Below are 25632 nucleotides of genomic sequence, written 5' to 3'. Positions count from 1 at the left end.
CCTGCCCCGCCCCTTCCCGGCTCTATCTGATGTGCGGCTCCGCCGCGTGAGGGGGCTCTGCCCCCAGACCCCCGGTCCTCAAACGCCGGACGGGCTGGATATTCCGGCCTGTCCGGCGTACCAGTACCAGCGCCACCACGCCGCCGATCACGCCCAGCGCCCCCGACACCAGGAACGCGTCCCGCAGGCCGGATGCGAAGGCCGTGCGTATCAACTCCTCGACCGCGCCCCGCCGTCCGGCGTCCGCGTGGGCTATAACCGCCCCGGCCTGGCCGCCCGCCAGTGCGTCCGCGAGGCCCTCGGAGCCGTGGTCGCGCAGGGAGGCGGTCATCCCGGCGTGGAAGACCACGCCCAGGACCGCGATGCCCAGCGCATTGCCCAGCTGCCGTGCCGTGTTGACGGCTCCGCTCGCCATTCCGCCGCGCTCCGGCCCCACGGCACCCATCGCCGTGGACGCCAGGACCGGCGTCGCCAGCCCCACGCCGATGCCCGTCACCGCGAGCCCCGGGACCAGCACCGTCCAGGTCGAACCGGCCCCCACCAGGGCCTGGAGGAACGCCCCGGCGCCGATCAGCAGCATCCCCAGGCCGATCGTCAGACGCGGCGAGACGCCCTGGAGGAAGCGGCCCGCGAGCGATGCCACCACGAACGTCGCCCCGCTCATCGGCAGGCACACGAGCCCGGCCGTCACCGGTCCCATGCCCCGCACCGACTGGAGCCACAGCGAGGTGTAGGCCAGGTAGGAGAAGGCGGCCACGGACAGCAGCACTGCGGTGATCATGAGGCCGGAGAACGAGCCCCGCCGGAAGAGCGCGAGATCCAGCATGGGTTCCTCGCGGCGCAGTTCGATCGCGACGAACGCGGCCAGGGCCAGCGCGGCGACGCCGAACAGCCCCAGGGTGGTGGCGGAGGACCAGCCGTAATCGGTGCCCTTGATCAGCGCGTACGTCAGCGAGCCCGCCGCGAGCGTGAAGGCGGCCATGCCCGGCAGGTCCATGCGCCGCCCCGGCCCGGCGCCCGGCACGGGGACGAACCGCAGCGTCATGGCGATGGCGAGCACGCTGACGGGCAGGTTCACGAAGAAGATCCAGCGCCAGTCCAGGTACTCGGTGAGCAGGCCGCCCAGGACCGGGCCGGCCGCCGAGGCGGCTCCGCTGACCGCACCCCAGGCGCCGAAGGCGATGCCCCGGTCGCGGCCCTGGTAGATGCCGCCGAGCATGGCCGTGGTCGTCGCGAGCATGGCCGCCCCGCCGACCCCCTGCACGCCGCGGAAGGCGATCAGGGCCGTCGGCCCGGTCGCCAGGCCGCACGCCAGCGAGGCGAGCGCGAAGACCGCCAGCCCGGCCGCGTACACCCGGCGGTGGCCGAGCCGGTCGGCCAGCGAGCCGGTACCCAGCAGGAGCGCCGCCAGCGCCAGCGCGTAGACGTCCATCACCCACTGGAGGTCCGCGAACGAGGTGTGCAGGCCACGGGCCATGTCGGGCAGCGCCACGACGACGATGGTGACGTCCAGCAGCAGCATGAACGTCCCCAGGCATACCGCGACGAGCGGCAGCCATTTGCGCATCGGAACCTCCTGGGTTCGTTCGACAGGTGTTGCGAGCGGCCGGGCACGCGGCTCTCCGGGTAATGGAGGGGACCCGGAGAGCCGCTTCCCCCGCCCGGACGAAACTCCCATCGGGGAGGCGGATAGCGGAAACCAGGGGCGGGATGGTGGTGGAATTCCATGCTTGCTGGCCATGCCATGATGGAAAACATGGATGATCAGGAATTCGATCTGCTGGACCGGCAGTTGGTCCAGGCCCTGATGCTCGACGGCCGGGCGCCCTTCAGCCGCCTCGCCGCCGTCCTCGGGGTCACCGACCAGACCGTGATCCGCCGCTACCGCCGGCTGCGCACGACGGGGCTGCTCCGGGTCCTCGGGATGCCGGTGGGCGAGCGCGTCGGCCTGTACGAGTCGCGGCTGCGCATCCAGTGCGCCCCGGGCGCCGCGGTACCGCTCGCCGACGCCCTGGCCCGCCGCCCCGACATCGGCTGGGTCAAGATCTACGCCGGCGGCGCCGAGGTCGGCTGCGTGGTCCGCGCGCGGAACTCCGACGACCGCGACGCGCTGCTGCTCCAGAAGCTCCCGCGCACCCAGCAGGTCACGGGCGTCTCCGCACAGAGCCTGCTGCACACCTACACCATTGGCCCGGGCGGCTGGCCGGGTGACGATGCGCTCGGCCCGGAGCAGATCGAGGCGCTGCGGCGGCCCTGGCCGGCGGCCGGGGACATCGTCCGGCTCGACGCGGGGGACCACGCGATGCTGGCCGTCCTCGCCCGGGACGGGCGGGCGTCCTACACGGAACTCGCCAAGGCCGCCGACCGGTCGGAGTCGACCGTCCGCCGCCGCATGGAGCACCTGATGGAGTGCGGGGCGCTCTCCTTCGACGTGGAGATCCTGCCCGTCCACTTCGGCTACGAGACCGAGGCGGCCCTGTCCGCCACCGTCGCCGCGCACGACCTCGCCGAGGTGGGCCGCGCCCTCGCCGGGCACCCGGAGGTCCCCTGGGCCGCGGCGACGACCGGCACCAGCAACCTGGTGGCGACGGTGGTCTGCCGCAACCTCAACGCCCTCTACACCTATATGACGGAGCGGATCGGCGCGCTGAAGGCCGTCCAGCAGCTGGAGGTCGTGCCGGTGCTCCGGTACGTCAAGCGGGCCGGTCTGCTCACGGACGGCAGGCGGCTGTTCGACCCGCCGTCCCCGGGCTGACCCGGCCCGCCGAGGCTTATGCCGCTCCGAAGACCGCCGTCACCGGCGCATGGTCGCTCCACCGCTCGGCGTGCGAAGCCGCCCGCTCCACCCGGGCCTTGAGCGCCCGCGCCGCCAGGCCCGGCGTGGCGACGAGGTAGTCGATGCGCCAGCCGGAGTCGTTGTCGAAGGCGCGGCCTCGGTAGGACCACCACGAGTACGGGCCCTCGACGCCGGGGTGGAGGGTACGGACGACGTCCACGTACTCCTCGAAGACCTCGGTGAGCCAGGCGCGCTCCTCGGGCAGGAAGCCTGCGCTCTTGCGGTTGGCCTTCCAGTTCTTGAGGTCGGCCTCGGTGTGGGCGATGTTCCAGTCGCCGCAGACCAGGACCTCGCGGCCGGCCTCGGCCGCGCGGGCCTTCAGCCCGGTCAGGTACGGGAGGAACTCCGCCATGAAGCGCTCCTTCTCGTCCTGGCGCTCCGTGCCGACCTCGCCCGAGGGGAGGTAGAGGCTGGCCACGGTCACCCCCGGGAGGTCGGCCTCCACATAGCGGCCGCTGCCGTCGAACTCCGCCGACCCGAATCCGATGCGCACCGCGTCCGGCTCCCGCCGGGAGTAGAGGGACACGCCCGCCCGGCCCTTCGCCGCCGCCGGGGCGTGCACGACGTGCCAGCCCTCGGGCTCCCGGACCTCGTCGGGGAGCTGGTGGGCCTCGGCGCGCACTTCCTGGAGGCAGACGACGTCGGCCTCGGTCTGCGCCAGCCACTCCACGAAGCCCTTCTTGGCCGCGGCGCGCAGTCCATTCACATTTGCGGTGGTAACGGTCAGCATCCGGGCACGATACCCACTCCCGCCACCCCCTGCCGACCGGCGCCCGGCTGCCCGTACCATCCCGGGAATGGAGATCGTGCCGGTCGCCTACGACCATCCCGACGCCGTAAAGCTCAACGACCGGGTGCAGTTGGAGTACGCCGCGCGGTACGGCGGCGAGGGCGACATGACCCCCATGGACCCGGTGCAGTTCGCCCCGCCGCGTGGCCTGTATCTCATCGTGTACGACGCGGGGGGCGTGCCGGTGGCCACGGGGGGCTGGCGTTCAATGGAGCGGGACTCTGAAGGAGGGGCGGGGTACGCGGACGGGGACGCCGAGCTGAAGCGGATGTACGTGGTGCCGGAGGCGCGCGGGCACGGGCTGGCGCGGCGGATCCTGGCGGTGCTGGAGGACAGTGCGCGGCAGGCGGGGCGGAGGCGGATGGTGCTGGAGACGGGCGACAAGCAGCCCGAGGCCATAGAGCTGTACACGTCCAGCGGCTATGCGCCCGCGGTGCCGAAGTTCGGGATCTACCGCACGTACGAGAGCAGCCGCTGCTTCGCCAAGCCGCTGGGGGAGCGGGGCCAGGGCTAGGGTTTCGCGCTGCCGCCGTGGCCCGCCGCGATCGCCGCTTCGACCTCCGCCCGCACCTTCTCCGCCGGGTAGCGCCGCACCTCGCCGAACGGCGCGAGGATGCGGTCCACCGTGTCGTGGCTCTCCTCGCGGACCTCGGCCATCAGCACCGTGCTGCCCGGCGGCACCTCGGCCGCCAGCATCTCCAGGGCCGCGCTGGAGGCGGTGGCCGCGCGGATGTCGTGCGCTCCGCCGATCAGGCCGCCGGCCCCGAAGCCGATCAGTACGCCGAGCGGGCCGCCGAGGATGCCCAGGAGGCCGCCGAGCAGGCCGCCCATGGCGAAGGCGGGGGCCGTGCCGGTGTTGTCCGCGGCGTCGGGGAAGTCCAGGGCGCCCTCCGCGTCCCGCGCGATCACCGCGCCCTCGCGCAGGGTGATGTCGCCGTCGGCGTGGGCCTGGCGCAGGGCGTCGAGCGCCCGGTGGCCCTTCCGCGGGCTGTCGGCGTTGAGGAACAGGACGTTGTCGTTCACGCCTTCCACTCTCGGTCCTGTGCCCCGGCCGCGCACGCAGAGGGTGTCCAATGGGAGGGCGCTGGTCTTAGGGGGTGTCCGGTGGGGCCGCCCGTACCGCGTCCGTGAGGTCCAGCGTGGCCTCGGCCCCGCCGTCCGGCGGGTTGGCGAAGGTCAGCCGGGCGCCCAGCACCCGTGCCTGGCCCGCCGCGATCGTCAGCCCCAGGCCCAGCCCGGCGCCCGAGCCCGAGCGGAACCGCTGCGGGCCGCCCGCCAGCAGCGTTGCCGGGAAGCCGGGGCCCCGGTCGCGGACCCGTATCAGCCCGCCGTCGACCTCGACGGCGACCGGGGCCGAGCCGTGCCGGAAGGCGTTGGAGACGAGGTTGGCGAGTATCCGCTCGACGCGCCGGGCGTCCGTCTCGACCGGGCAGTCCCGCACCACGCGCACTTCCACCGGCTCCTGCCCGGGGGCCGCCGCCGCCCGCACGGCCCGGCGGGTCAGCGCGCCCAGCTCCCGGACGTCCGTGTCGGCGCGCTCGGCGTGCCCGTCGAGGCGGGCCACCTCCAGGACGTCCTCCATGAGCGAGCGCACCCGCAGGGCCCGGTCCCGGACCATCTCGGACGGGCGGCCGGGCGGGAGCAGTTCGGCGGCGGCGACCAGACCGGCGACCGGGGTGCGCAGCTCGTGCGAGATGTTGGCGGTGACCTCGCGCTCGGCCTGGAGGCGGGCGGCGAGGGCGTCGGCCATGCTGTTGACGGCGTGGGTGAGCCGGGCGATCTCGTCCCTGCCGCCCCGGGGCCGGAGCCGGGCGCTCAGGTCGCCGTCGGCGATGCGCTCGGCGGTGCGGGCGGAGGCGTCGATGCGGCGGCCGACCACGGTCGCCAGTGCCACGCCGACGAGGCCCGCGAAGCCGGTGCCCAGCCCGCCGGCCAGCCAGAGGATCTCGTCGAGCCTGTCGAGGTCGGCGGCCTGGCGGGCGTAGGAGTGCTTGAGGACGACGACGTCGGTGCCGGACCGGGTGGCCCCCCACAGGACGGGCTCGGGGCCGGAGCGGTCCAGGTAGGTGGCGCGCCTGCCCTGTTCGGCGGCACGGCGCAGGGGCGCGGGCATCCGGTGCGGGTTGAGCAGCACGCGCGGCCGGTCGACCCCGGCGGCGTGGTCCTCGGCGGCCGCGACGACCCGCTGGTCCAGGGCGTCGCGGGCGGTGTCGAGCTGGGTGCGGGCGGTGCGGTGGTGGACGACGAGGCCGATGAGGACGGCGACCAGCGCGGCGGTGGCGGTGATCGCCACGCCGATCTTCGTGCGCAGTCCCATGGGCTGAAGTCTCCTCGGGGGCCGGGTGCCCGCTGTTCGGTCGTCGCTTCGGTCAGCGCTCGGGAACGTGAAGCCGCAGGTCGCGCAGCTCGTCGTGCTGACGGGGCGGCAGCCCGGACGCCTCGGCCGTGGCCCGGCCGTAGTAGGCGGAACGATCCTGCCGGACCAGTCCGGCGAGGGTGAGCCTGACCTCGTACGGCTTGTCCCGGCAGGCCGGCTCGCACCAGCTGCCGGACAGCTCGCCGGTCGCCTCGGCCGTCGGGCCGCCCCAGCTCTCCCAGCGCAGACCGGAGAACCGGACGGATCCGCCGACCACCAAGGACGCGGGGCGGCGCAGCGGGGGTTGACCGGCGCCCTCGCTCACATAGACGGGACCGGGGGTGGCCGCGGGGCTCTGGGCGGGCCCGGCGATCTTGAGGCCCCCGGGGTCGGCGCAGCCGCACAGCAGCCCGCTCAGCAGTCCGAGGGCGAGGGCCACGGCGCCGAGTGTCGCGGTGAGTGGTCGCACGGGGTTCCTCATGCCGGTGGGACGGGAGACGGGGCAGGTGACGGGGCGGGGCGGGCGGGCCCGGTCGGGCGGTTCGGACGGTTCGGACAGGCGGGAAGGTGCTGGTGACGGGGCGTGCCGGTGCGGCCATTCGTGCCAAATGTAACCGGCGTGGCCGGTTCGCTGCCCGTGCCCTTGACCGATTCCCGACGGCGGCTCGTAGGATCACCGCGCTCCAGTGGTCCGGACCGGTCAGTCGCCGCAGCGCAACGGTGGAGGTCACGCATGCACATCGCCCGTCGCACGCTGCTCGGCGCGCTCGCCGGGACCGCCGCGCTCGGCACGGCCGGAGCGTCCGCCGCGGGGGCCGCCCCCGCCGCTCCGGGTGGCGCCGCGGCCGCGGCGCTGGCCCGGCTGCTGCCCCGCCACCGCGACCAGGTCGTCTTCCGGAGACTTCCCCGCCGGGACGGCCGCGACGCCTTCCGGGTGTCCGGGCAGGCCGGCCGCCTCACGGTCGAGGGCAGCACCCCGGCGGTCCAGCTCACCGGCTTCCACCGGTACCTCAGACACGTGGCGCACGCCCACTTCTCCTGGTGCGGCGAGCAGACCGGCGCCCTGCCCGACCGCCTCCCCGGCGTGCGCACCCCGCTGGCGGGGACGTCGAACGCCGTGCACCGCTTCGCGCTCAACGACACCAACGACGGCTACACCGGCCCGTACCGCGGCTGGGACCACTGGGAACGCGAGATCGACGTCCTGGCCCTGCACGGCTTCAACGAGGTGCTGGTGTACGCGGGGGCGGACGCCGTCTACCACCGGACCTTTATCGAACACGGTTACAGCGACGCGGAACTCCGCCGGTGGGTTCCCGGCCCCGCGCACCAGCCGTGGTGGCTGATGCAGAACATGGCCTCGTACGGCGGCCCCGTCTCCCGCGAGCTGCTCGACCGGCGTACCGCGCTCGCGCAGCGGATCGTCCGCAGGCTCCGCGAGCTGGGCATGACGCCCGTCCTCCCCGGCTACTACGGCACCGTGCCGCCCGGCTTCGACCGGCGGAACCGGGGCGCCCGGACCGTCCCCCAGGGCGACTGGGGCGGCTTCGCCCGCCCCGACTGGCTCGACCCGCGCACCCCGCACTTCGCCCGGGTCGCCCGGACCTTCTACCGGGTGCAGCAGGAGCTGTACGGGCCGACGCCGATGTACAAGATGGACCTGCTGCACGAGGGCGGCACCCCCGGCGACGTACCGGTCGGCGACGCCGCCCGGGCCGTGGAGAAGGCGCTGCGCACCGCGCACCCGGGCGCCGTCTGGGCCATCCTCGGCTGGCAGCACAACCCCCGGCGGGAGATCGTCGACGCCGTCGACCGCTCCCGGATGCTGGTCCTCGACGGCGTCTCCGACCACTACCCGGACGCCGTGGACCGCGAGGCGGACTGGGGCGGCACGCCCTATGCCTTCGGCACCATCTGGAACTTCGGCGGCCACACCGTCCTGGGCGCCAACGCCCCCGACTGGGCCGAGCTGTACCACCGCTGGCGGACCAAGGAGGGCAGTGCCCTGAGCGGCATCGCCCTCATGCCCGAGGCCGGCGACAACAACCCCGCCGCCCTGGCGCTCTTCGGCGACCTCGCCTGGACGGACGAACGGATCGACCTCCGGGACTGGTTCGAGCGGTGGCCCGGCTACCGCTACGGTGCCGCGGACCCCGACGCCGTACGCGCCTGGGACGTCCTGCGCCGCACCGCCTACGGCACCACGCGCGCCGACGGCTGGAGCGAGCAGGCCGACGGCCTCTTCGGCGCCCGCCCCGACCTGGCGGTCAACCGGGCCGCCGCGTGGTCGCCCCGCAAACTGCGCTACGACGCGGCCGAGTTCGACAAGGCGCTGCCCGCGCTGCTGGCCGTGGCGCCCGGGCTGCGCGACAGCTCCGCGTACCGGCGCGACCTCCTCGACGTGGCCCGCCAGTCCGTCGCCAACCGCAGCCGGCTGCTGCTGCCGCGCATCAAGGCCGCGTACGAGGCCGGGGACCGGGCCCGCTTCGGCGAACTCACGCGGCAGTGGCTCGACTGGATGTCCCTGCTGGAGGAGCTGGCCGGCACCGACGAGCAGCACCTGCTGGGCCGCTGGCTCGCCGACGCCCGCGCCTGGGGCGCCACCCCCGAGGAGCGCGACCGCCTGGCGGCCGACGCCCTCTCCCTGCTGACGGTCTGGGGCCCGCGCGCCTCGGCCGACGGCGGCAAGCTGCACGACTATGCGAACCGGGAGTGGGCGGGGCTGGTGGGGGGCCTGTACCGGTTGCGCTGGACGACGTATTTCGCGGAGCTGGATGCGGCGTTGGGGGAGGGGAGGCGGGCGCGGGCGATCGACTGGTACGGGGTGGAGGAGCGGTGGATGAGGCGGCCGCCGGCGGTGCGGGCGCGGCCGGCGGGGGATGTGGTGCGGCTGGCCCGGACGGTGGCGTCGCGGTTGTGAGGGGGGTTTCCTTCCCCGCCCCGCCCCTTCCCGCTGTATCCGATATGCGGCTCCGCCGCAGGGCGGGGGCTCCGCCCCCGGACCCCCGGGGGGTGAGCGAGCGGGGGCTGCGCCCCCTGCACCCCCGGCCCCTCGCGCTGCGCGCGGGGGCAAATCCAGCCCCTCCGGCGTTTGAGGAGCGGGGGGCCGGGGGCGGAGCCCCCGAGCCTTGCCCCCGCGCGGAGCGCGAGGGGCTCAGGGGGCGCAGCCCCCCACGCGGCGGAGCCGCAAATCAGACACAGCCGGGAAGGGGCGGGGTGGGGGAATCAACCCTTCGCGCCATCGCCAGCCCCACCTCCGTCTCCACCACCGCCCTCGCCAGCGGCCGCAGCCGGGCCAGAGTCTCCGCCGCCTCGTCCGGCGGGACGTGGTCGCGGACCAGGGACGTGAACGTTTCCGCCAGTGCGTCCGCGTGGGCGCGGACCGTGCGGGCCGCGGCGAGGACCGCGGCCAGCGGTATGCCGGTGCGGACCAGCGCCGTCGAGGCCTCCAGCAGGCGGCGGCTGACGTGGACGATCTCGTCCCCGTCCACGGCCAGGTAGCCGATGTCGAGGGCCGCGGCGAGGTTCTCGGGGGTGACCTCGCCCGCGAAGCGGTCGGCCAGCTCCTCGGGCGTGAGCCGGATCGCGGTCTCCTCGGACCAGGAGGCGGCGCCCAGGAGTTCGCCGACGTCCCGGCCGCACTCGAAGGCGGCCAGCAACTCCGCTATGCCGCCCAGCGTGTGGCCCCGCTCCAGCATGGCCGCGATCGTGCGCAGCCGGGCCAGGTGGTGGCCGTCGTACCAGGCGATGCGGCCCTCGCGGCGCGGCGGCGGGATGAGCTTGCGCTCGCGGTAGTAGCGGAGCGTGCGGACGGTGATGCCCGCCTCCGCGGCCAGTTCCGCCATCCGGTACTCGCGTTCCCCGTCGTCCGTCACGCCGGAAGCCTACGCGTGACTCGCGGTAACTTCCTTGCCCCGGGCCCCTATCGCCGCACCCCGGCCCTGCCCTACCCTCCCATCGTGCCAGTAATCACTGGCGCGTTCGGGCGCGCAGCGCGCACTCGGGGAGTGGAGGCGGCATGGTCGGACAGCACGTACGCGTGGCGGTGATCGGCGCCGGGTTCGGCGGGCTGGGCGCGGCCGTGCGGCTGCGCCGCGAGGGCATCACCGACTTCGTCGTCCTGGAGCGCGCGGACGCCATCGGCGGCACCTGGCGGGACAACACCTACCCCGGCTGCGCCTGCGACGTGCCGTCCCACCTCTACTCGTTCTCCTTCGCCCCCAACCCCGAGTGGCCGCGCAACTTCTCCGGCCAGCCGCACATCCGCGCCTACCTGGAGCGGGTCGCGGACACCTTCGGCCTCCGGCCGCACCTCCGCTTCGGCTGCGAGGTGGAGGCGCTGCGGTGGGACGCCGGGCAGCTGCACTGGGAGATCCGCACCGCGGGCGGCGACTGGACCGCGGAGGTCGTCGTCTCCGCCACCGGACCGCTGTCCGAGCCCAGCATCCCGGACGTCCCGGGCCTCGCCGGCTTCCCCGGCAAGGTCTTCCACTCCGCCCGCTGGGACCACGGCTGCGATCTGCGCGGCAAGCGCCTCGCCGTGGTCGGCACGGGCGCCTCGGCCATCCAGTTCGTGCCCGTCGTCCAGCCCGAGGTCGCCCGGCTGACGCTCTTCCAGCGCACCCCGCCCTGGGTGCTGCCCCGCGCGGACCGCGAGATCACGGCCTGCGAGCGCTGGCTGCACTCCAGGCTGCCGTCCACCCGGGCGCTGCGGCGCGGACTGCTGTGGTGCGTCAGGGAGTTGCAGGTCGGCCTGTTCACCAAGTGGCCGGACCGGCTCGGCATGGTGGAGTGCGTGGCCACGGCCCATATGCGCAAGGCGGTCGGCGACCCCGTGCTGCGTGCCAAGCTGACGCCCGGCTACCGCATCGGCTGCAAGCGCATCCTGCTCTCCAACGACTACTACCCCGCCCTCGCCCGCCCCAATGTGGACGTCGTCGCCTCCGGCCTCGCCGAGGTGCGCGGCTCCACGCTGGTCGCCGCCGACGGCACCGAGGCGGAGGCCGACGCCATCGTCTTCGGCACCGGCTTCCGGGTGACCGACATGCCGATCGCCCAGCGCGTGACGGGCGTCCGGGGGACGACGCTCGCCGAGGAGTGGAAGGAAGGCGGCATGGCCGCCCTGCGCGGCGCCAGCGTCGCCGGATTCCCCAACTTCCTCACCATCATCGGTCCCAACACCGGCCTGGGGAACAGCTCGATGATCCTCATCATCGAGTCCCAGCTGAACTACCTGGTGGACTACCTCCGCCAGCTCTCCTCCCTCGGCCGCCGGGCCGCGCTCGACGCCCGCCCCTCGGCCGTACGGGCCTGGAACCGGCGGCTCCAGCAGCGGCTGGGCCGCTCGGTCTGGAACACCGGATGCACCAGCTGGTACCTGGACGAGCACGGCCGCAACACCACCGTCTGGCCCGGCAGCACGGCCGAGTTCCGCAAGGTCACCCGGCGCGTGGACCTGGCCGAGTACCAGGTGCTGAGGGCGCCCCGGGTGCGTACGGCCGCGGTCGCGGGGGCCGCGCGATGAGGCGGCGCACGAGCCTGGGCGGGCAGGTCGCCGTCGTCACCGGGGCCGCGCGCGGCGTCGGCGCGTCGCTGGCCCGCAAGCTGGCCGCGCGCGGGGCGCGCGTGGCCCTGGTGGGGCTGGAGCCCGAGGAGCTGCGCCGCGTCGCCGGGACGCTGCGCACGGACGCCGCCCACTGGCACGCCGACGTCACCGACCACGAGGCGATGACCGCGGTGGCGGCGCAGGTCAAGGCGCACTTCGGCAGGGTGGATGTCGTCGTCGCCAACGCCGGTGTGGCCGCGGGCGGTCCGCTGGACGGCTCCGACCCGGACGCCTGGCGGCGCGTCGTCGAGGTCAACCTGATCGGGAGCGCCGTCACGGGCCGCGCCTTCCTGCCCGCGCTCGCCGAGAGCCGGGGCTATCTGCTCCAGATCGCCTCCTTTGCGGCGCTCGCCCCGGCACCGCTGATGACCGCCTACTGCGCGTCGAAGGCGGGCGCCGAGGCGTATGCGCACAGCCTGCGCGCCGAGGTCGCCCACCGCGGCGTGCGGGTCGGGGTCGGCTATCTGAGCTGGACCGACACCGACATGGTGCGCGGGGCCGACGAGAACGAGGTGATGCGCGAGCTGCGGCGGCGGCTGCCGTGGCCCGCCAACCGCACCCATCCGCTGGGCCCGGCGGTCGACCGGCTGGTGGCGGGCATCGAGCGCCGCTCGGCGCACGTCTACGGGCAGGTGTGGCTGCGGGCCGCCCAGCCGCTGCGCGCCGCGCTGCCGGGCGTCGTCGCGCTGGGCGGGCCGCGCGAGATGCGCCGCGTCGCGGACCGGCTGGGCGGGCTGCGCCAGGGGCTGGTGGGCGCGGGCGGGGCGGCCGACACCAGGGCGCGCACGGAGCGTCACTGATCGAAATGCGAGGTCATGCCCGGCATGTGAGGCTTGTCGCGGCCCACCATCCCGGTCTCCCCTAGGAGTGAACACGTATGGGCAGCAAGAACCAGCCGCAGGGCAGCAAGTCCCAGCAGCCGCAGGGCAAAGCCCAGCAGGCGAAACAACAGGCCCAGCAGGCGAAGGAGCAGGCCCAGCAGCGCGGCCAGCAGGCGCAGAACCCCAAACAGCAGGCCAAGCAGCAGCAACAGCAGCAGCAACAGCGCCAGCAGCAACAGCAGGGCCGTCAGCAGTCGATCGACGACATCCAGGACGAGCTGGACGACCGTCTCTGACGTTCGCCAGACCCCCTGTTCCGTGACACGGCGAGGGGCGCGCCCGGCAGCAGGGCGCGCCCCTCGCCCGTGCGTTCCCTCTGCGCATCAGCCGCGCGGCGGCAGCTTCGGGCGCCGCAGGTCCGGCACGTCCGAGTAGTCCGGCGGCTCCGCCGCCCCGTGCTGCTCCAGCAGGTCCAGCGCCAGCCGCACCGCGTCGTCCAGCTGCTTGTGGCGGCCCTCTGCCCAGTCCAGCGGAGTGCGGTCGACCGCGATGTCCGGCTCGACGCCGCGGTTCTCCACGCCCCAGCCGTACGCGTCGAACCACGCGGCGTTCATGGGCACGGTGATCGAGGTGCCGTCGGCGAGGCGGTGCCGCCCGGTCATGCCGACGACGCCGCCCCAGGTGCGCAGGCCCACGACCGGGCCGATGCCCTGGAGCCGGAACGCGGCAGTGATCATGTCGCCGTCGGAGGACGTCATCTCGTCGGCGATGGCGACGACCGGCCCGCGCGGGGCGTTGCTCGCGTACGACACCGGCAGGGCGTCGCGCGTGAGGTCCCAGCCGATGATGGTGCGGGTGAGCTTCTCGACGACCAGTTCGCTGATGTTGCCGCCCGCGTTGCCGCGCACGTCGACGATGAGCGCCGGGCGCGACATCTCCATGCGCAGGTCGCGGTTGAACTGGGCCCAGCCCGAGCCGCCCATGTCGGGGATGTGCAGATAGCCGCACTTGCCGCCGCTCAGCTCGCGGACGACCGCGCGGCGCTTGGCCACCCAGTCGTGGTAGCGCAGCGGCCGCTCGTCGACGAGGGGGACGACGGCCACCCGGCGCGGGTGCCCGTCCGGCTCGGGCGGGCGGAAGGCCAGTTCCACGGTCGTGCCGCCCGCGGCCGCGAGCAGCGGGTACGGGCCGGCGACCGGATCGACCGGGCGGCCGTCGACGTGGGTGAGCGTCCAGCCGTCGCGGATGCCCGAACCGGCCAGCGGGGAGCGGGCCCTGGAGTCGGAGAACTCGCCGGGCAGGATCCGCCGGACGGTCCAGGAGCCGTCCTTCTGGTGCGTGAAGTTGGCGCCCAGCAGGCCGATGGCCCGCTGGTAGTGGGGCGGGCCCTCGTTGCGGCGGGCGGGGGTGACGTACGCGTGCGAGGTGCCCAGCTCGCCGAGGACCTCGCGCAGCAGGTCGGCGAACTCGTCGGGCGAGGCGACGCGTTCGACCAGCGGCCGGTACTGCGCCAGCACCCCGTCCCAGTCGACGCCGCACATGCCGGGCTCCCAGAAGTAGGCGCGCACGATCCGGCCCGCCTCGGCGTAGGCCTGGCGCCACTCGGCGGTCGGGTCGACCTCGTGCTGGATGCGCCGCATGTCGACGAAGACGGTCGAGTCGGCGTCGGCGGGGTCGGTGGCGGGCACCACCCGCAGGTCGCCCTCGTCGTTGACGACGAGCCGGGTGCCGTCGCCGCTGACCGCGTACCAGTCGAGGGAGGAGGTGAGTTCCGTGCGCTTGGCCTTCGCCAGGTCGAAGTGCTCCAGCGTGGGGCGGCCGGAGACGTCGGCCGGGTTGGCGAAGGTCTCGCCGAGCGCACCGGAGATCGGCCAGCGCAGCCACACCAGGCCGCCGCCGTGCACCGGGTGGAGGGAGGAGTACTTCGAGGCGGTCACCGGGAACGGCGTCACCCGGCTCTCCAGCCCCTCGACCTCCACCGTCACCGCGCCCTCGACGTCCCCGGTGTCGTCCCGGTCGAGCCCGCCGCCCGCCGGGCGCCCCTCGATGGTCAGGGCGAACGGCGAGGGGGTGGCCGAGGACAGCGGCACCAGGTACGGGCGGCAGCCCAGCGGGAAGGACAGGTCGCCGGTGTGCACGTCGTAGACCGGGTCGAAGCCGCGCCAGGAGAGGAACGCCAGATAGCGGCCGTCGCGGGTGAAGACCGGCTGCTCGTCCTCGAAGCGGCCGTTGGTGACGTCCACGACCAGCCCGTCCGCGAGCCGGGCCACCTTGATCTGCCGCAGCGAGCGGCCGATGCCGGGGTGCGACCAGGTCAGCCACTCGGAGTCGGGGGAGAAGGCCAGGTCCCGCACGGGCCCGTTGGCGGACCGGATCAGCTCGGTGACCTCCCCGTCCCCCTCCGCCGAGGAGTCCACCAGCAGCAGCCGCCCGTCGTGCGCGGCGACGGCCAGCCGCCCGCCGTCCGGCGCGGAGAGCAGCTCGTGCACCCGGCCGATCCGGCCCGCGGCCAGCCTGCGCGGCCCGGACGGACCGGCGGCGCGCGGCAGTTGGGCGATCTCGATGGCGTCCTCGCCCTCGGCGTCCGTCACATAGGCCACCCGGCCGGTCGAGCCCAGCATCTCCGGCAGCCGCACCCGCACGCCCGGGGTGTCGGCGATGGCGCGGGCCGGGCCGTCGCGGTGGGTCAGCCAGTAGAGGCTGCCGCGCACCCCGACCGCGCTGGCCCGCCCGGTGCCGTCCACGGCCAGCGCGTCGACGTTCCGGGCGGCCTGCACCTGGTACGCGCGCCGCCCGGCGCGCGGCCCGCCGAGGCGGACGTCCAGCCGGCGCGGCAGGGCGCCCGGGCCGAAGTCCTCGACCAGCCACAGCTCGCCCGCGCACTGGTAGACCACCCGGGAGCCGTCGGTGGCGGCGTGCCGGGCGTAGAAGTCCGCGTGGTCGGTGTGGCGGCGCAGGTCGGAGCCGTCGGGCAGGCAGGAGTAGAGGTTGCCGACGCCCTCGTGGTCGGAGAGGAAGGCGATGCGGTCGCCGACGAACATCGCCGAGTCCAGATGGCCCGGCAGGTCCGGCACCAGCCGGTCGAAGCGCTCGCACTGGAGCCACAGCCGCCCGGTGGCCCCGCCCCGGTAGCGCTTCCAGGAGGCCGGCTCGTGCGGGGGCTTGCCGGCGAGCAGCAGGGTGCGGTGCTCCCCGTTCGCGTCGCTCATCGCGATGTCGGACACCGGGCCCCAGGGCAGCCGCAGGCCGGGGCTGCCGTCGGTGGGCAGGCGATAGGCCCAGGAGAAGTACGAGAAGGGCTGGCCGTGCGAGGACACGGCGAGGATGTCGTGGCCGCCGTTGCGGTCGGAACGCGCCCAGCCGCAGACGCGGGTGTCGGTGCTGCCCCAGTAGCTGAGCCGGCGGGCGGGGCCGCCGGCGACCGGGGCCAGGTGGATCTCGGGATCCAGGCTGCGCCAGCTGGTGAAGGCGATGTGCTGCCCGTCGGGGGAGAAGCGGGGGTGCCCGGCGCGGGTCCGGTCGACGGTCAGCCGCCAGGCCCGCCCGGCCTCGGCCCCGGCGGCGGGCAGCGGGGCCAGCCAGAGGTCGTCCTCCGCGACGAAGCAGAGCAGATCGCCGTGGAGATGGGGGAAGCGGATGTAGGCATCGCTCACCCCATCCATGGTCTCGGCCTTCTCGATCACCGGCAACTCGGTCAGGCGCCATCGACGCCATCGACGCCATCGGCACCATCGGCGCCGTCCGTGACGGAGAACACCATCGAAACGAACCCGTTTCGAACCCGATTCGCTTCGAACGGTCTTACGCTCGTACTCGGACAGTACGAAACCGTTTCGTACGACGTCGCGCGAAGGGAGGCCCGGTATGCCGACGGAACCACCCAAGCCGCCGGTGCGCCGCACCCGGCTGACCCCCGAGCGCGAGGCCGAGCTGTACGAGGCGGTGCTCGCACTGCTGCGCGAGGTCGGCTACGACGCCCTGACCATGGACGCCGTGGCCGCGCGCACGCACGCCAGCAAGGCCACCCTCTACCGCCAGTGGAAGGGCAAGCCGGAGCTGGTGGCGAGCGCCCTGCGGCACAACAAGCCGGTCAGCCTGGCGGACGTCGACACCGGCACGGTGCGCGGCGACCTCCGGACGATGGTGTGCCACGCCGACGAGGAACGGATGGCGGAGGACGCCGCCCTCATGCGGGGGCTCCACCGCGCGATCCACGAAAGTCCGGACCTCAAGCGGGCGCTGCGCGAACTGCTCATCGAGCCCGAGATCGCCGCGCTCGAGGCGATGCTCGCGCGGGCCGTCGACCGGGGCGAGATCGTGCCGGGCAATCCCGCGCTCGCCTTCGTCGCGCACGCGATGATCGGGGCGTTCATCGCCCGTCCGCTGGTCGAGGAACGGCCCGTGGACGGCGAATACCTCGCCCGCTACATCGACGCCGTGATCCTCCCCGCCCTCGGCGTCGCATGAACAGTTCATGCGCGTGAACGGTTCACCCGCCTCTCACTTAGCCCCCCACCCAGGCTCCACCTGACGCGTCCGCTCCCGTCGGGCTGGTTCCCACACCCAGTTCCTTTCGTAATCCGACCCGACGGGAGCACAACTCCTCGTGGCCACGTTCCTTTACAGACTCGGCCGGCTCGCCTTCCGGCGCCGCTGGTACGTCGCCCTCACCTGGGTGCTGCTGCTGGTGCTCGCCGGTGCGGGCGCCGCCGCGTCCAAGCCCGCCAACGACAACTTCTCCATACCGGGCACGGAGGCGCAGCACGCCTTCGACCTGCTCGAAAAGCGCAACCCCGCCATGAAGGCGGACGGCGCCAACGCCCGCCTGGTCTTCAAGGCCCCCGAGGGCCGGCGCGTCGACGACCCCAAGAACAAGGCTGCGATCGAGAAGGTCGTCGGCGAGCTGACGGGCCCGCAGGTGGCCTCCGCCGCCGACCCCTTCGCCGGCAACGCCGTCAGCAAGGACGGCACGATCGCGTACGCGTCCGTCACGTACAAGGTCAAGTCCAACGAGCTGACCGACGACGCGCGCAAGACGCTGAAGGACGCCGCCCAGCACGGGCGGGACGCGGGCCTGACCGTGGAGACGGGCGGCAGCGCCCTCCAGTCCATGCCCGAGGGCGGATCCAGCGAGATCATCGGCATCGCCATCTCGGCGGTCGTGCTCCTGATCACCTTCGGCTCGCTGGTCGCCGCCGGGCTGCCCCTGCTGACCGCGATCATCGGCGTCGGCATCGGCGTCTCCTCGATCGCCGCGCTCGCGTCCACGCTGGACCTGGGCAACAACACCTCGACCCTGGCGACGATGATCGGCCTCGCGGTCGGCATCGACTACGCCCTGTTCATCGTCTCCCGCTACCGCGCCGAGATAGCCGAGGGCCGGGAGCCCGAGGAGGCGGCCGGCCGGGCGGTCGGCACGGCCGGCTCGGCGGTGGTCTTCGCCGGTCTGACGGTCGTCATCGCGCTCGCCGGGCTCGCGGTCGTCAACATCCCCATGCTGACGAAGATGGGCCTGGCCGCCGCCGGCACGGTCGCGGTCGCGGTGGTCATCGCCCTGACCCTGATACCGGCGCTGCTGGGCATCGCGGGCCGGAAGGTGCTGGCCCGCAAGGTCCGCAAGGCCGGGGGCGTCCCGGAGGCCGGGGGCAAGCCCAACATGGGCACCCGGTGGGCGCGCTTCGTGCTGCGCCGCCCGGTGATGGTGCTGCTCGCCGGTGTGATCGGGCTGGGCGCGGTCGCCGTGCCCGCCGGCTCCCTGATGCTGGGCCTGCCCGACGAGGGCGCGCAGCCCAAGAACACCACCCAGCGCAAGGCGTACGACCTGCTGACCGAGGGCTTCGGCCCCGGCTTCAACGGGCCCCTGCTGCTGGTCGTCGACGCGGCCGGCAGCAAGGACCCGGAGGGCGCCGCGCAGACCGTCGCCGACACGGTCAAGGGCCTGGACAACGTGGCCGCCGTCGTTCCGGCCCGGTTCAACGAGGCCAAGGACACCGCGACGATCACCGTCGTGCCGAAGTCCAAGCCCAGTGGCACCGAGACCGAGGACCTCGTCCACGCCATCCGCGGCAAGGGCTCGTCCATCACCTCGGAGACCGGCGCCAAGGTGCTGGTCACCGGCTCGACGGCGATGAACATCGACGTCTCGCAGAAGCTGAACGACGCGCTGCTGCCCTACCTGGCGCTCGTCGTCGGTCTGGCCTTCCTGCTGCTGATGGTCGTCTTCCGGTCGGTGCTGGTGCCGCTCAAGGCCGCGCTCGGCTTCCTGCTGTCGGTGGTCGCCGCGCTCGGCGCCGTCGTCGCGGTCTTCCAGTGGGGCTGGCTGGGCTCGCTCTTCGGGGTCGAGGAGACCGGGCCGATCATGAGCATGATGCCGATCTTCATGGTGGGCGTCGTGTTCGGTCTCGCGATGGACTACGAGGTCTTCCTCGTGACCCGGATGCGGGAGGCGTACGTGCACGGTGAGCGGCCGGGCGAGGCGATCGTCACGGGCTTCCGGCACGGGGCCCGGGTGGTGACCGCCGCCGCGGTCATCATGATCAGCGTCTTCGCGGGCTTCATCGGCTCCTCGGAATCGATGATCAAGATGATCGGCTTCGGCCTGGCCATCGCGGTCTTCTTCGACGCGTTCGTGGTCCGGATGGCCATCGTCCCGGCGGTGCTGGCCCTGCTCGGCAAGGCGGCCTGGTGGCTGCCGGGGTGGCTGGGCAAGGTGCTGCCGAATGTGGACGTGGAGGGGGAGGGTCTGCGCAGGAGCCTGGCGGCTCCGGTGCGCGATTCCGACGAGGACCGGGAACCGGTCGGGGTCTGAGCCGCGCTGCTCTCGATCCGGCGGTGCCGGCCCACTTCGGTGGGCTCGGCACCGCCGGACTGCTTTGTACGTGGCTGATCGCCGCTGCGGCGGGTTGAGATTCCCCGATCCCGCCCCTTCCCGAAACTGGGGGCAAGCCCCCAGGCCCCCGGTTCGGGAAGGGGCGGGGTGGGGGAAAGATCACCCGTCCGCACCCCTACGTGGCGTACGCCATGAATTCGCCATGAATGGGAACCGCCGGCCCTCGTGCCGGCGTTTTTACTGGTCCACGCAATGTGGACGCGATCGGGGGGCGCGTGTGACGGAAAGGGCTCCGCGTTGAACCTGCTCGATCTGCTCCTGATGCTGGTCGTCCTCGCCTTTGCCGCCTCCGGCTACCGCCGCGGCCTGATCGCCAGCGCCATCCTGCTGGCCGGCTTCCTCGGCGGTGCGGTGCTCGGCGTCTGGGCCCTGCCCGACGCCCTGGAGCCCTTCGAGGCCGGGACCTCCATGGCGGCGGTGGTCGCCGTGCTGGTCGTCCTCATACCCGCCGCCATCGGGCACGCCCTGGCGGGCCGGCTCGCCTGGCGGCTGCGGCGCAGGATGACCTGGGCCCCGGTGCGGGGCATCGACGGCGTGGGCGGCGCGGCCGTCAACTCGCTGGCGGTGCTGCTCGTCGGCTGGGTGGCCGCGAGCGTGCTCGTATCGGCGAACTCTCCGCTGCTCACCCGGCAGATCAAGGACTCGGCGCTGCTGAACGCGGTGCAGAAGTCGATGCCCGAGCAGGCGCCCACCTGGTTCAGCCGGACGACGGACGCGCTGACGGGCGCGGGCTTCCCGCAGGTGTTCAACCCCTTCGAGAACGAGCCCGCCACCAGCGTCCCGCGCCCCTCCGGCGACGCGGTCACCGGCGCCGCGACGGCCGCGGCCCGCAGGAGCGTCGTCAAGGTCGAGGGCGTCGCGGACGTGGGCGGCGGGCGGCGCGGGCAGGAGGGCAGCGGCTTCGTCTACGCCCACGAGCACGTGATGACCAACGCCCATGTGGTGGCGGGGGTCGACGACCCCACCGTGCGCGTCGGCGGCGTGGGCCGCTCGTACCGGGCGAAGGTCGTGCTCTTCGACCCGAAGTCCGACGTGGCCGTCCTCGACGTGCCCGGCATGGACGCGCCCGTCCTGCCCTTCGACAAGACCGCGAAGCGCGGGGACGCGGCGGTCGTCGCGGGCTTCCCGGAGAACGGCGGGCTCGACCTGCGCGCCGCCGTCGTCGCCAACGAGGTCCGGGCCAAGGGCCAGGACATCTACGGCGACGGCGTCACGACGCGCGAGGTCTACTCGGTCCGCTCCACGGTCCGCCCGGGCAACTCCGGCGGCCCGCTGCTGACTCCTTCCGGGAAGGTGTACGGCGTGGTCTTCGCACGCTCCACGGCCGATGCGGAGACCGGCTACGCGCTGACGGCCGACCAGGTCGCCCGGGCCGCGGAGCGCGCGGCACACGCGACCACACCGGTGAGCACGGGGAGCCGGGCGGCGCTCTGAGCGCTGCTCCTCAAGGCGGTGAGCCCGTTCTCCGCCCGATTCACAGCCGCCCCCGCCGCAGCGCCCCCCGCAGCCCCACATTGGCGATCAGGATTCCGCCGTCCACCGGCAGCGTGACGCCCGTGATCCAGGCCGCGTCCTGCGAGGCCAGGAACGCCACCGCCGCCGCCACGTCCTCCGGGCGGCCCACGCGGCCCAGTGGGTAGTGCGCGGCCGCCCGTTCCAACGACGCCTCCCAGCCGTCCCAGTTGGGCGTGCGCACCGTGCCCGGTGCGATCAGGTTGACCCGTACGCCCCGTGGTGCGCACTGGCCGGCCAGGGTGCGGGTCAGGCTCGCCAGGCCCGCCTTCGCCGCGCTGTAGGCGTGGTTGCCGAAGTCCTGCTCGCCGTTGACCGAGCCGATGTTCACCACCGCGCCCCTCCCGCCCGCGGCCGCCAGGTGCGGCATCGCGGCGCGTACGCAGCGGAAGGCGCCGGTCAGGGTGACGTCCAGGTCGTGGGCCCACGCCACGTCCTCGTGGTCCTCCACCAGCGCAGGGTCCGGGTGGCAGGAATGCGCGTTGTTGACCAGCACGTCCAGTCGGCCGAAGCGCTCGGCCGCGAAGGCCACCGCGGCCTCGACCGCCGCCCGGTCGCCGACGTCGCACGGCACGGACTCGGCGGCGAGGCCCTCCGTGCGCAGGGCCGCCGCGGTCTTTGCCGCGCGCTCCCCCTCCAGGTCGGTGACGAGCACCTGTGCGCCCTCCGACGCCAGACGGCGCGCCGTGGCCGCGCCGATGCCGCGCCCGGCGCCCGTGATCAGCGCCGCGTATCCCTCGAAGCGTGCCGCTGCCATGCGGCCAGCCCTACCCCGCCAGGGACTTCGCAACCGCCCGGACGAGCGCCTGGGCACGCGGATCGGCCGTCACGTTCTTCTGCAGGCCGTTGGTGACGTAGCCGAAGGAGATCCCCGACTCGGGGTCGGCAAAGGCCAGCGAGCCGCCGCGGCCGGGGTGGCCGAACGAGCCGGGGGCCAGCAGCGGGGAGGCCGGGCCGTGGAGCATGTAGCCCAGGCCGAAGCGGGTGTTGACGACCAGGACGCGGTCGGGGCCCGCCGACTCCTCCGTGCGGGCCAGGGTCAGGGTCGCGGGGGCGAAGAGGCGGCGGCCGCCGTCCACGACGCCGATGAGGGAGGCGTAGAAGCGGGCCAGCGCGTCGGCGGTGGCGATGCCCGCCGAGGCGGGCAGCTGGGCGGCCCGGTAGGCGGGGGCGTTCTCGTCGGGGGCGGGGTCGATCGCGGCGAAGGCGCGGCGGGTCAGCGACTCGGGGTCGCGGTAGGCGTCGGCGACCGACGCCTTGGGGCGCACCCGCAGCCCGCCCGAGGCCGGGGCGGCCGGCGGCGCGACCTCGGCCACCCGGCCCACCCGGCCCTGCTCTGCCTCCGGCAGGCCTATCCACAGGTCCAGGCCGAGCGGCCCGGATATCTCCTCGGCCACCCAGGTGCCCAGGGACCGCCCGGTGACGCGCCCGACCAGCTCGCCGAGCAGCCAGCTGTAGGTCTGGGCGTGGTAGCCGTGGTCCGTGCCCGGCTCCCACGCGGGCGCCTGCGCGGCCATGGCCCGCGGGCCGCTCACGCCGTCGATCGCCTGCTCCGGGGTGAGCGGGGTGTCCAGCGCGGGCAGCCCGGCGCGGTGCGCCAGCAGGTGCCGGACGAGCACCCGTTCCTTGCCGTTCGCCTTGAACTCGGGCCAGTACGTGCCCACCGGCGCGTCCAGGTCCACCTGCCCGCGCTGGTGCAGCAGCAGCGGCACCGCGGCGGCCACGCCCTTGGTGGCCGAGCGGACGATCTGTGCGGTGCCGCGCTGCCAGGGCTCCGCACCGCCGTCGCCGTCCCGGGAGCCGCCCCACAGGTCGACGACCTTGCGCCCGTCCCGGTAGACGGCCACGGCCGCGCCGCGCTCGCCGCGCCGTGCGAAGTTGTCCGCGAAGGCGTTCCGGACCGGTTCGAAACCGTCCGCCACCGCGCCCTGGACGTCCACCACTGCTGACCGCTCCCACCGTGCCGAGCACCTACAAATCCATCCACCATGGTGCAACGTGCCCGTGGGTGCTCCTGACCAGGGGGGTCATCCCCGCGCGGCCACCGACCGGGGGTCGAAGCCGAACGGCAGCTCCAGGCGGTGGGCCCGCATCAGGGCGTCGTCGCAGAGCAGCTCCCGGGTGGGGCCGTCGGCCGCGATGACGCCGTCGCTGAGCACCACGGACCGCTCGCACAGCTCCAGCGCGTACGGCAGGTCGTGCGTGACCATCAGCACGGTCACGTCCAGGGAGCGCAGGATGTCGGCCAGCTCGCGGCGGGAGGCGGGGTCGAGGTTGGAGGAGGGCTCGTCGAGGACGAGGATCTCGGGCTCCATGGCCAGCACGGTGGCCACCGCCACCCGCCGCCGCTGTCCGAAGGAGAGGTGGTGCGGGGGACGGTCCGCGAAGCCGGACATGCCGACGCGCTCCAGGGCCCGGTCCACGCACGCCGCGAGCTCCGCGCCGCGCAGCCCGGCCGTCGCGGGGCCGAAGGCGACGTCCTCCCGGACCGTGGGCATGAACAGCTGGTCGTCCGGGTCCTGGAAGACGATCCCGACCCGGCGCCGGACCTCGGCGAGGTTCCGCTTCTCCACGGGCAGCCCGGCGACCCGCACCGAGCCCGCGCCGCCGCCGAGGATCCCGTTGAGGTGGAGGACGAGCGTGGTCTTCCCGGCGCCGTTGGGGCCGAGCAGGGCGACGCGCTCCCCGCGCCCCACGGTCAGGTCCACGCCGAAGAGGGCCTGGTGGCCGTCGGGGTAGGCGAAGGCCAGCCCGGAGACGTCCAGGGAGGGCGGGGGCATCGTCATGTCGGCGTCCATCGGGGCGGGGGCCATCGGGCCGGGGGCCATGGGGTCGCGGTCCATCCGGTCGGCGTCCATCAGGTCAGGGTCCATCCGGTCAGGCAGACCGCGAGTGCGGCCAGCGGCAGCGCGGCCGCGTACGCCCACTGCGCACGCGTCGCCGTCACCTCGTCGATCACGGGCATCGTCCCCGCGTAGCCCCGGCTGACCATCGCCAGGTGGACGCGCTCCCCGCGCTCGTACGAGCGGATGAACAGCGCCCCTGCGGATGTGGCCAGCACCCCCCAGTGCCGTACGCCGCGCGCCGTGAAGCCGCGTGACTCGCGGGCGATGCGCATGCGCCGCATCTCGTCCGTGATCACGTCCCCGTAGCGGATCATGAAGGACGCGATCTGGACCAGCAGCGGGGGCATCCGCAGCCGCTGGAGCCCGAGCAGCAGCGCGCGCAGCTCGGTCGTCGAGGCCAGCAGCACCGAGGCGGCGACGCCCAGCGTGCCCTTGGCCAGGATGTTCCAGGCCCCCCACAGGCCGGACTCGCTGAGCGACAGGCCCAGGACGTGCACCCGCTCGCCCTGCGCCACGAACGGCATCAGCAGCGCGAAGGCCACGAACGGCACCTCGATCAGCAGCCGCCGCAGCAGGAAGGCGGCCGGCACCCGGGCCGCGCCCGCGACCGCCGCCAGCAGCAGCGCGTACAGCCCGAAGGCCCAGACCGCCTCGCGCGGCGTGGAGACCACGGCCAGCACGAAGCAGAAGACGGCCGCGATCTTGCAGTGCGGGGGGAGGGCATGGACGGGCGAGTGCCCGTGCCGGTAGAGCCGGTGTGCGTGTCCTGCACCCATGTCAGACGGCCGCCTCGGCGTCGGCCTGGGCGCGGGTGCGTCGGCGGCGCACGGCCACGAAGACGCCCGTCCCCACGGCCAGCGTCGCGCCCACGCCGATCACCCCGGCCAGGCCGCCCGAGAGGCGGGCGTCCGAGACGTCCTCGACCTGGTAGTCCGCGAGCGGGGAGTCCTTGGCGGCGTGCTCCTTGGTCTTGCGGTCGATGCCCTTGTCGTGGGCGACCTTCTCCAGGCCGTCGGGGCTGGTGGAGGCGTAGAAGCTGACGAAGCCGGCGAGGACGACGGCGGCGGCCAGGCCGACGGCGCCGATGCGCCGGGTCGAGCGCGGGGCGGCCGGCGCGGCCCCCGGCACCGTCTCCGGCGCGATCACCGTGCCGTCCGGCCGCCGCAGCTCCAGCGGCTTCGCCAGGCCCCGGGCGCCGTGCACCAGGTCGGGCCGTACGGCGATCACGGCGCCCACCGTCAGGGCGGTGATCACCGCCTCGCCGATGCCGATGAGGACGTGCACGCCGACCATCGCCGTGAAGACCTTGCCGATCGGCACGTCGGTCGTGCCGCCCAGCGCGTAGATCAGCGTGAACGCGCAGGCCGCCGCCGGTACGGACAGCAGCGCGGCGACGAAGGCGGCGGCGGTCACGGAGGAGCGGCGGCGGGGCAGCACCTTCACCAGCAGCCGGAAGAGGGCGTAGGCGACGACCGTCGTGGTCACCGCCATGTCGCTGATGTTCACGCCGAGCGCGGTGAGCCCGCCGTCCGCGAACAGCACGCCCTGCATCAGCAGCACCACGGAGATGCAGAGGACCCCGGTGCAGGGGCCCACGAGTATCGCCGCGAGCGCCCCGCCCAGCAGATGGCCGCTCGTCCCGGCCGCGACGGGGAAGTTCAGCATCTGCACGGCGAAGATGAAGGCCGCCACCAGCCCGGCGAGCGGCGCGGTCTTCTCGTCCAGTTCCCGCCGCGCCCCGCGCAGGCCGACGGCGACGGCGGCCGCGGCGACGGCCCCCGTGGCCAGGGACACCGGGGCGTTGACGAACCCGTCGGGCACATGCATGACGGGACTCCCTCCGAATCGCGCGGCTGAATTCGTTCGTTCGATCGTGAACCGCTCGATGATAGGGCGGCGCTGCGAAAAGCTCGCAAGAGCGTGCGGAATGCGACTGCGCGCCCCTTGCTCGGGGTCTCCGCCCCCTTGCGGCCAAGC

General features: G+C 74.0%; 21 protein-coding genes. 9 read left to right on the top strand and 12 right to left on the bottom strand.

What is annotated here, in order from left to right; genetic code table 11:
- Positions 1-22: 22 nt before the first annotated feature.
- Positions 23-1567 (bottom strand): MFS transporter, encoded by a 1545-nt coding sequence (locus tag AC1Z4A_RS12535; RefSeq protein ID WP_483678281.1) that lies wholly within the window; start codon positions 1565-1567, stop codon positions 23-25.
- Positions 1568-1756: 189 nt separating this feature from the next.
- On the opposite strand from AC1Z4A_RS12535, the gene AC1Z4A_RS12530 reads away from it, so the two are divergent.
- Positions 1757-2755 carry an Lrp/AsnC family transcriptional regulator gene (locus AC1Z4A_RS12530; RefSeq protein ID WP_483678279.1) on the top strand — a complete coding sequence of 333 codons (999 nt, stop codon included), beginning with the start codon at positions 1757-1759 and terminating at the stop codon, positions 2753-2755.
- A 16-nt stretch (positions 2756-2771) separates the two neighbouring features.
- Here the strand turns inward: AC1Z4A_RS12530 and AC1Z4A_RS12525 are convergent, their stop codons facing one another.
- Positions 2772-3566, bottom strand: coding sequence for an exodeoxyribonuclease III (locus tag AC1Z4A_RS12525; protein WP_483678275.1), 795 nt, complete (start codon positions 3564-3566; stop codon positions 2772-2774).
- Positions 3567-3633: 67 nt separating this feature from the next.
- On the opposite strand from AC1Z4A_RS12525, the gene AC1Z4A_RS12520 reads away from it, so the two are divergent.
- Complete coding sequence (locus tag AC1Z4A_RS12520) at positions 3634-4140, top strand: GNAT family N-acetyltransferase (protein ID WP_483678273.1); 507 nt, start codon at positions 3634-3636, stop codon at positions 4138-4140.
- Here AC1Z4A_RS12520 and AC1Z4A_RS12515 read toward each other — a convergent pair.
- The 3 genes from AC1Z4A_RS12515 to AC1Z4A_RS12505 form a co-directional block, all read right to left on the bottom strand.
- Entirely contained in the window at positions 4137-4649 is a 513-nt protein-coding gene (locus tag AC1Z4A_RS12515) for a DUF1269 domain-containing protein (protein WP_483678270.1), read from the bottom strand. The two genes, AC1Z4A_RS12520 and AC1Z4A_RS12515, sit on opposite strands and share 4 nt — an antisense overlap.
- A 67-nt stretch (positions 4650-4716) precedes the next feature.
- A complete protein-coding gene (locus tag AC1Z4A_RS12510; protein WP_483678268.1) occupies positions 4717-5943 on the bottom strand; it encodes an ATP-binding protein in 1227 nt (408 codons plus the stop codon).
- Positions 5944-5995: 52 nt separating this feature from the next.
- Positions 5996-6451, bottom strand: a complete 456-nt coding sequence (locus AC1Z4A_RS12505) for a hypothetical protein (protein WP_483678265.1) — start codon at positions 6449-6451, stop codon at positions 5996-5998.
- A gap of 264 nt (positions 6452-6715) precedes the next feature.
- Here AC1Z4A_RS12505 and AC1Z4A_RS12500 point away from each other — a divergent pair, with 264 nt between their 5' ends.
- Positions 6716-8902 (top strand): alpha-N-acetylglucosaminidase, encoded by a 2187-nt coding sequence (locus AC1Z4A_RS12500; protein WP_483678262.1) that lies wholly within the window; start codon positions 6716-6718, stop codon positions 8900-8902.
- 271 nt (positions 8903-9173) lie between these two features.
- Here AC1Z4A_RS12500 and AC1Z4A_RS12495 read toward each other — a convergent pair whose 3' ends face one another.
- Positions 9174-9827, bottom strand: a complete 654-nt coding sequence (locus tag AC1Z4A_RS12495) for a MerR family transcriptional regulator (protein WP_483683576.1) — start codon at positions 9825-9827, stop codon at positions 9174-9176.
- A 173-nt stretch (positions 9828-10000) separates the two neighbouring features.
- On the opposite strand from AC1Z4A_RS12495, the gene AC1Z4A_RS12490 reads away from it, so the two are divergent.
- The 3 genes from AC1Z4A_RS12490 to AC1Z4A_RS12480 all read left to right on the top strand — a co-directional run bounded on the left by AC1Z4A_RS12490 (position 10001) and on the right by AC1Z4A_RS12480 (position 12704).
- Positions 10001-11506: a flavin-containing monooxygenase gene (locus AC1Z4A_RS12490; protein ID WP_483678260.1), complete on the top strand. Its 1506-nt coding sequence runs from the start codon at positions 10001-10003 to the stop codon at positions 11504-11506.
- On the top strand, positions 11503-12387 hold the full coding sequence (locus AC1Z4A_RS12485) for an SDR family oxidoreductase (RefSeq protein WP_483678257.1): 885 nt from the start codon (positions 11503-11505) through the stop codon (positions 12385-12387). The genes AC1Z4A_RS12490 and AC1Z4A_RS12485 overlap by 4 nt, the downstream gene beginning before the upstream one ends.
- 77 nt (positions 12388-12464) lie before the next feature.
- Positions 12465-12704, top strand: a complete 240-nt coding sequence (locus AC1Z4A_RS12480; RefSeq protein WP_483678253.1) for a hypothetical protein — start codon at positions 12465-12467, stop codon at positions 12702-12704.
- A gap of 87 nt (positions 12705-12791) precedes the next feature.
- On the opposite strand, the gene AC1Z4A_RS12475 is transcribed toward AC1Z4A_RS12480, so the two are convergent.
- Entirely contained in the window at positions 12792-16070 is a 3279-nt protein-coding gene (locus AC1Z4A_RS12475) for a S41 family peptidase (protein WP_483683575.1), read from the bottom strand.
- 229 nt (positions 16071-16299) lie between these two features.
- Here AC1Z4A_RS12475 and AC1Z4A_RS12470 point away from each other — a divergent pair, with 229 nt between their 5' ends.
- The 3 genes from AC1Z4A_RS12470 to AC1Z4A_RS12460 all read left to right on the top strand — a co-directional run bounded on the left by AC1Z4A_RS12470 (position 16300) and on the right by AC1Z4A_RS12460 (position 20731).
- Complete coding sequence (locus tag AC1Z4A_RS12470; protein WP_483683574.1) at positions 16300-16875, top strand: TetR/AcrR family transcriptional regulator; 576 nt, start codon at positions 16300-16302, stop codon at positions 16873-16875.
- Between the two features lie 139 nt (positions 16876-17014).
- Positions 17015-19216 carry an MMPL family transporter gene (locus AC1Z4A_RS12465; protein ID WP_483678250.1) on the top strand — a complete coding sequence of 734 codons (2202 nt, stop codon included), beginning with the start codon at positions 17015-17017 and terminating at the stop codon, positions 19214-19216.
- 318 nt (positions 19217-19534) lie between these two features.
- Positions 19535-20731, top strand: a complete 1197-nt coding sequence (locus AC1Z4A_RS12460) for a MarP family serine protease (protein ID WP_483678248.1) — start codon at positions 19535-19537, stop codon at positions 20729-20731.
- Positions 20732-20771: 40 nt separating this feature from the next.
- On the opposite strand, the gene AC1Z4A_RS12455 is transcribed toward AC1Z4A_RS12460, so the two are convergent.
- The 5 genes from AC1Z4A_RS12455 to AC1Z4A_RS12435 all read right to left on the bottom strand — a co-directional run bounded on the left by AC1Z4A_RS12455 (position 20772) and on the right by AC1Z4A_RS12435 (position 25482).
- Positions 20772-21566, bottom strand: coding sequence for an SDR family NAD(P)-dependent oxidoreductase (locus AC1Z4A_RS12455; RefSeq protein ID WP_483678245.1), 795 nt, complete (start codon positions 21564-21566; stop codon positions 20772-20774).
- A gap of 10 nt (positions 21567-21576) precedes the next feature.
- Complete coding sequence (locus AC1Z4A_RS12450) at positions 21577-22752, bottom strand: serine hydrolase domain-containing protein (RefSeq protein WP_483678241.1); 1176 nt, start codon at positions 22750-22752, stop codon at positions 21577-21579.
- An 84-nt stretch (positions 22753-22836) separates the two neighbouring features.
- A complete protein-coding gene (locus tag AC1Z4A_RS12445; protein WP_483683573.1) occupies positions 22837-23589 on the bottom strand; it encodes an energy-coupling factor ABC transporter ATP-binding protein in 753 nt (250 codons plus the stop codon).
- A 77-nt stretch (positions 23590-23666) separates the two neighbouring features.
- Positions 23667-24431 carry a cobalt ECF transporter T component CbiQ gene (cbiQ, locus tag AC1Z4A_RS12440; RefSeq protein ID WP_483678238.1) on the bottom strand — a complete coding sequence of 255 codons (765 nt, stop codon included), beginning with the start codon at positions 24429-24431 and terminating at the stop codon, positions 23667-23669.
- 1 nt (position 24432) lies between these two features.
- Positions 24433-25482 carry an energy-coupling factor ABC transporter permease gene (locus tag AC1Z4A_RS12435; protein ID WP_483678236.1) on the bottom strand — a complete coding sequence of 350 codons (1050 nt, stop codon included), beginning with the start codon at positions 25480-25482 and terminating at the stop codon, positions 24433-24435.
- Between the last annotated feature and the right edge of the window lie 150 nt (positions 25483-25632).

It is taken from the genome of Streptomyces sp. 17_S59, from assembly GCF_056930295.1.
Note: the sequence above shows the minus strand (reverse complement) of the source record. Positions and strands in the feature narration are given on the sequence as shown.

Coding starts and splice junctions, on each gene's coding strand:
- AC1Z4A_RS12535 (WP_483678281.1), bottom strand. CDS start 1,567: ATGCGCAAATGGCTGCCGCTCGTCGCGGTATGCCTGGGGACGTTCATG.
- AC1Z4A_RS12530 (WP_483678279.1), top strand. CDS start 1,757: ATGGATGATCAGGAATTCGATCTGCTGGACCGGCAGTTGGTCCAGGCC.
- AC1Z4A_RS12525 (WP_483678275.1), bottom strand. CDS start 3,566: ATGCTGACCGTTACCACCGCAAATGTGAATGGACTGCGCGCCGCGGCC.
- AC1Z4A_RS12520 (WP_483678273.1), top strand. CDS start 3,634: ATGGAGATCGTGCCGGTCGCCTACGACCATCCCGACGCCGTAAAGCTC.
- AC1Z4A_RS12510 (WP_483678268.1), bottom strand. CDS start 5,943: ATGGGACTGCGCACGAAGATCGGCGTGGCGATCACCGCCACCGCCGCG.
- AC1Z4A_RS12500 (WP_483678262.1), top strand. CDS start 6,716: ATGCACATCGCCCGTCGCACGCTGCTCGGCGCGCTCGCCGGGACCGCC.
- AC1Z4A_RS12495 (WP_483683576.1), bottom strand. CDS start 9,827: ATGGCGGAACTGGCCGCGGAGGCGGGCATCACCGTCCGCACGCTCCGC.
- AC1Z4A_RS12490 (WP_483678260.1), top strand. CDS start 10,001: ATGGTCGGACAGCACGTACGCGTGGCGGTGATCGGCGCCGGGTTCGGC.
- AC1Z4A_RS12485 (WP_483678257.1), top strand. CDS start 11,503: ATGAGGCGGCGCACGAGCCTGGGCGGGCAGGTCGCCGTCGTCACCGGG.
- AC1Z4A_RS12480 (WP_483678253.1), top strand. CDS start 12,465: ATGGGCAGCAAGAACCAGCCGCAGGGCAGCAAGTCCCAGCAGCCGCAG.
- AC1Z4A_RS12475 (WP_483683575.1), bottom strand. CDS start 16,070: ATGGATGGGGTGAGCGATGCCTACATCCGCTTCCCCCATCTCCACGGC.
- AC1Z4A_RS12455 (WP_483678245.1), bottom strand. CDS start 21,566: ATGGCAGCGGCACGCTTCGAGGGATACGCGGCGCTGATCACGGGCGCC.
- AC1Z4A_RS12445 (WP_483683573.1), bottom strand. CDS start 23,589: ATGCCCCCGCCCTCCCTGGACGTCTCCGGGCTGGCCTTCGCCTACCCC.
- cbiQ (WP_483678238.1), bottom strand. CDS start 24,431: ATGGGTGCAGGACACGCACACCGGCTCTACCGGCACGGGCACTCGCCC.
- AC1Z4A_RS12435 (WP_483678236.1), bottom strand. CDS start 25,482: ATGCATGTGCCCGACGGGTTCGTCAACGCCCCGGTGTCCCTGGCCACG.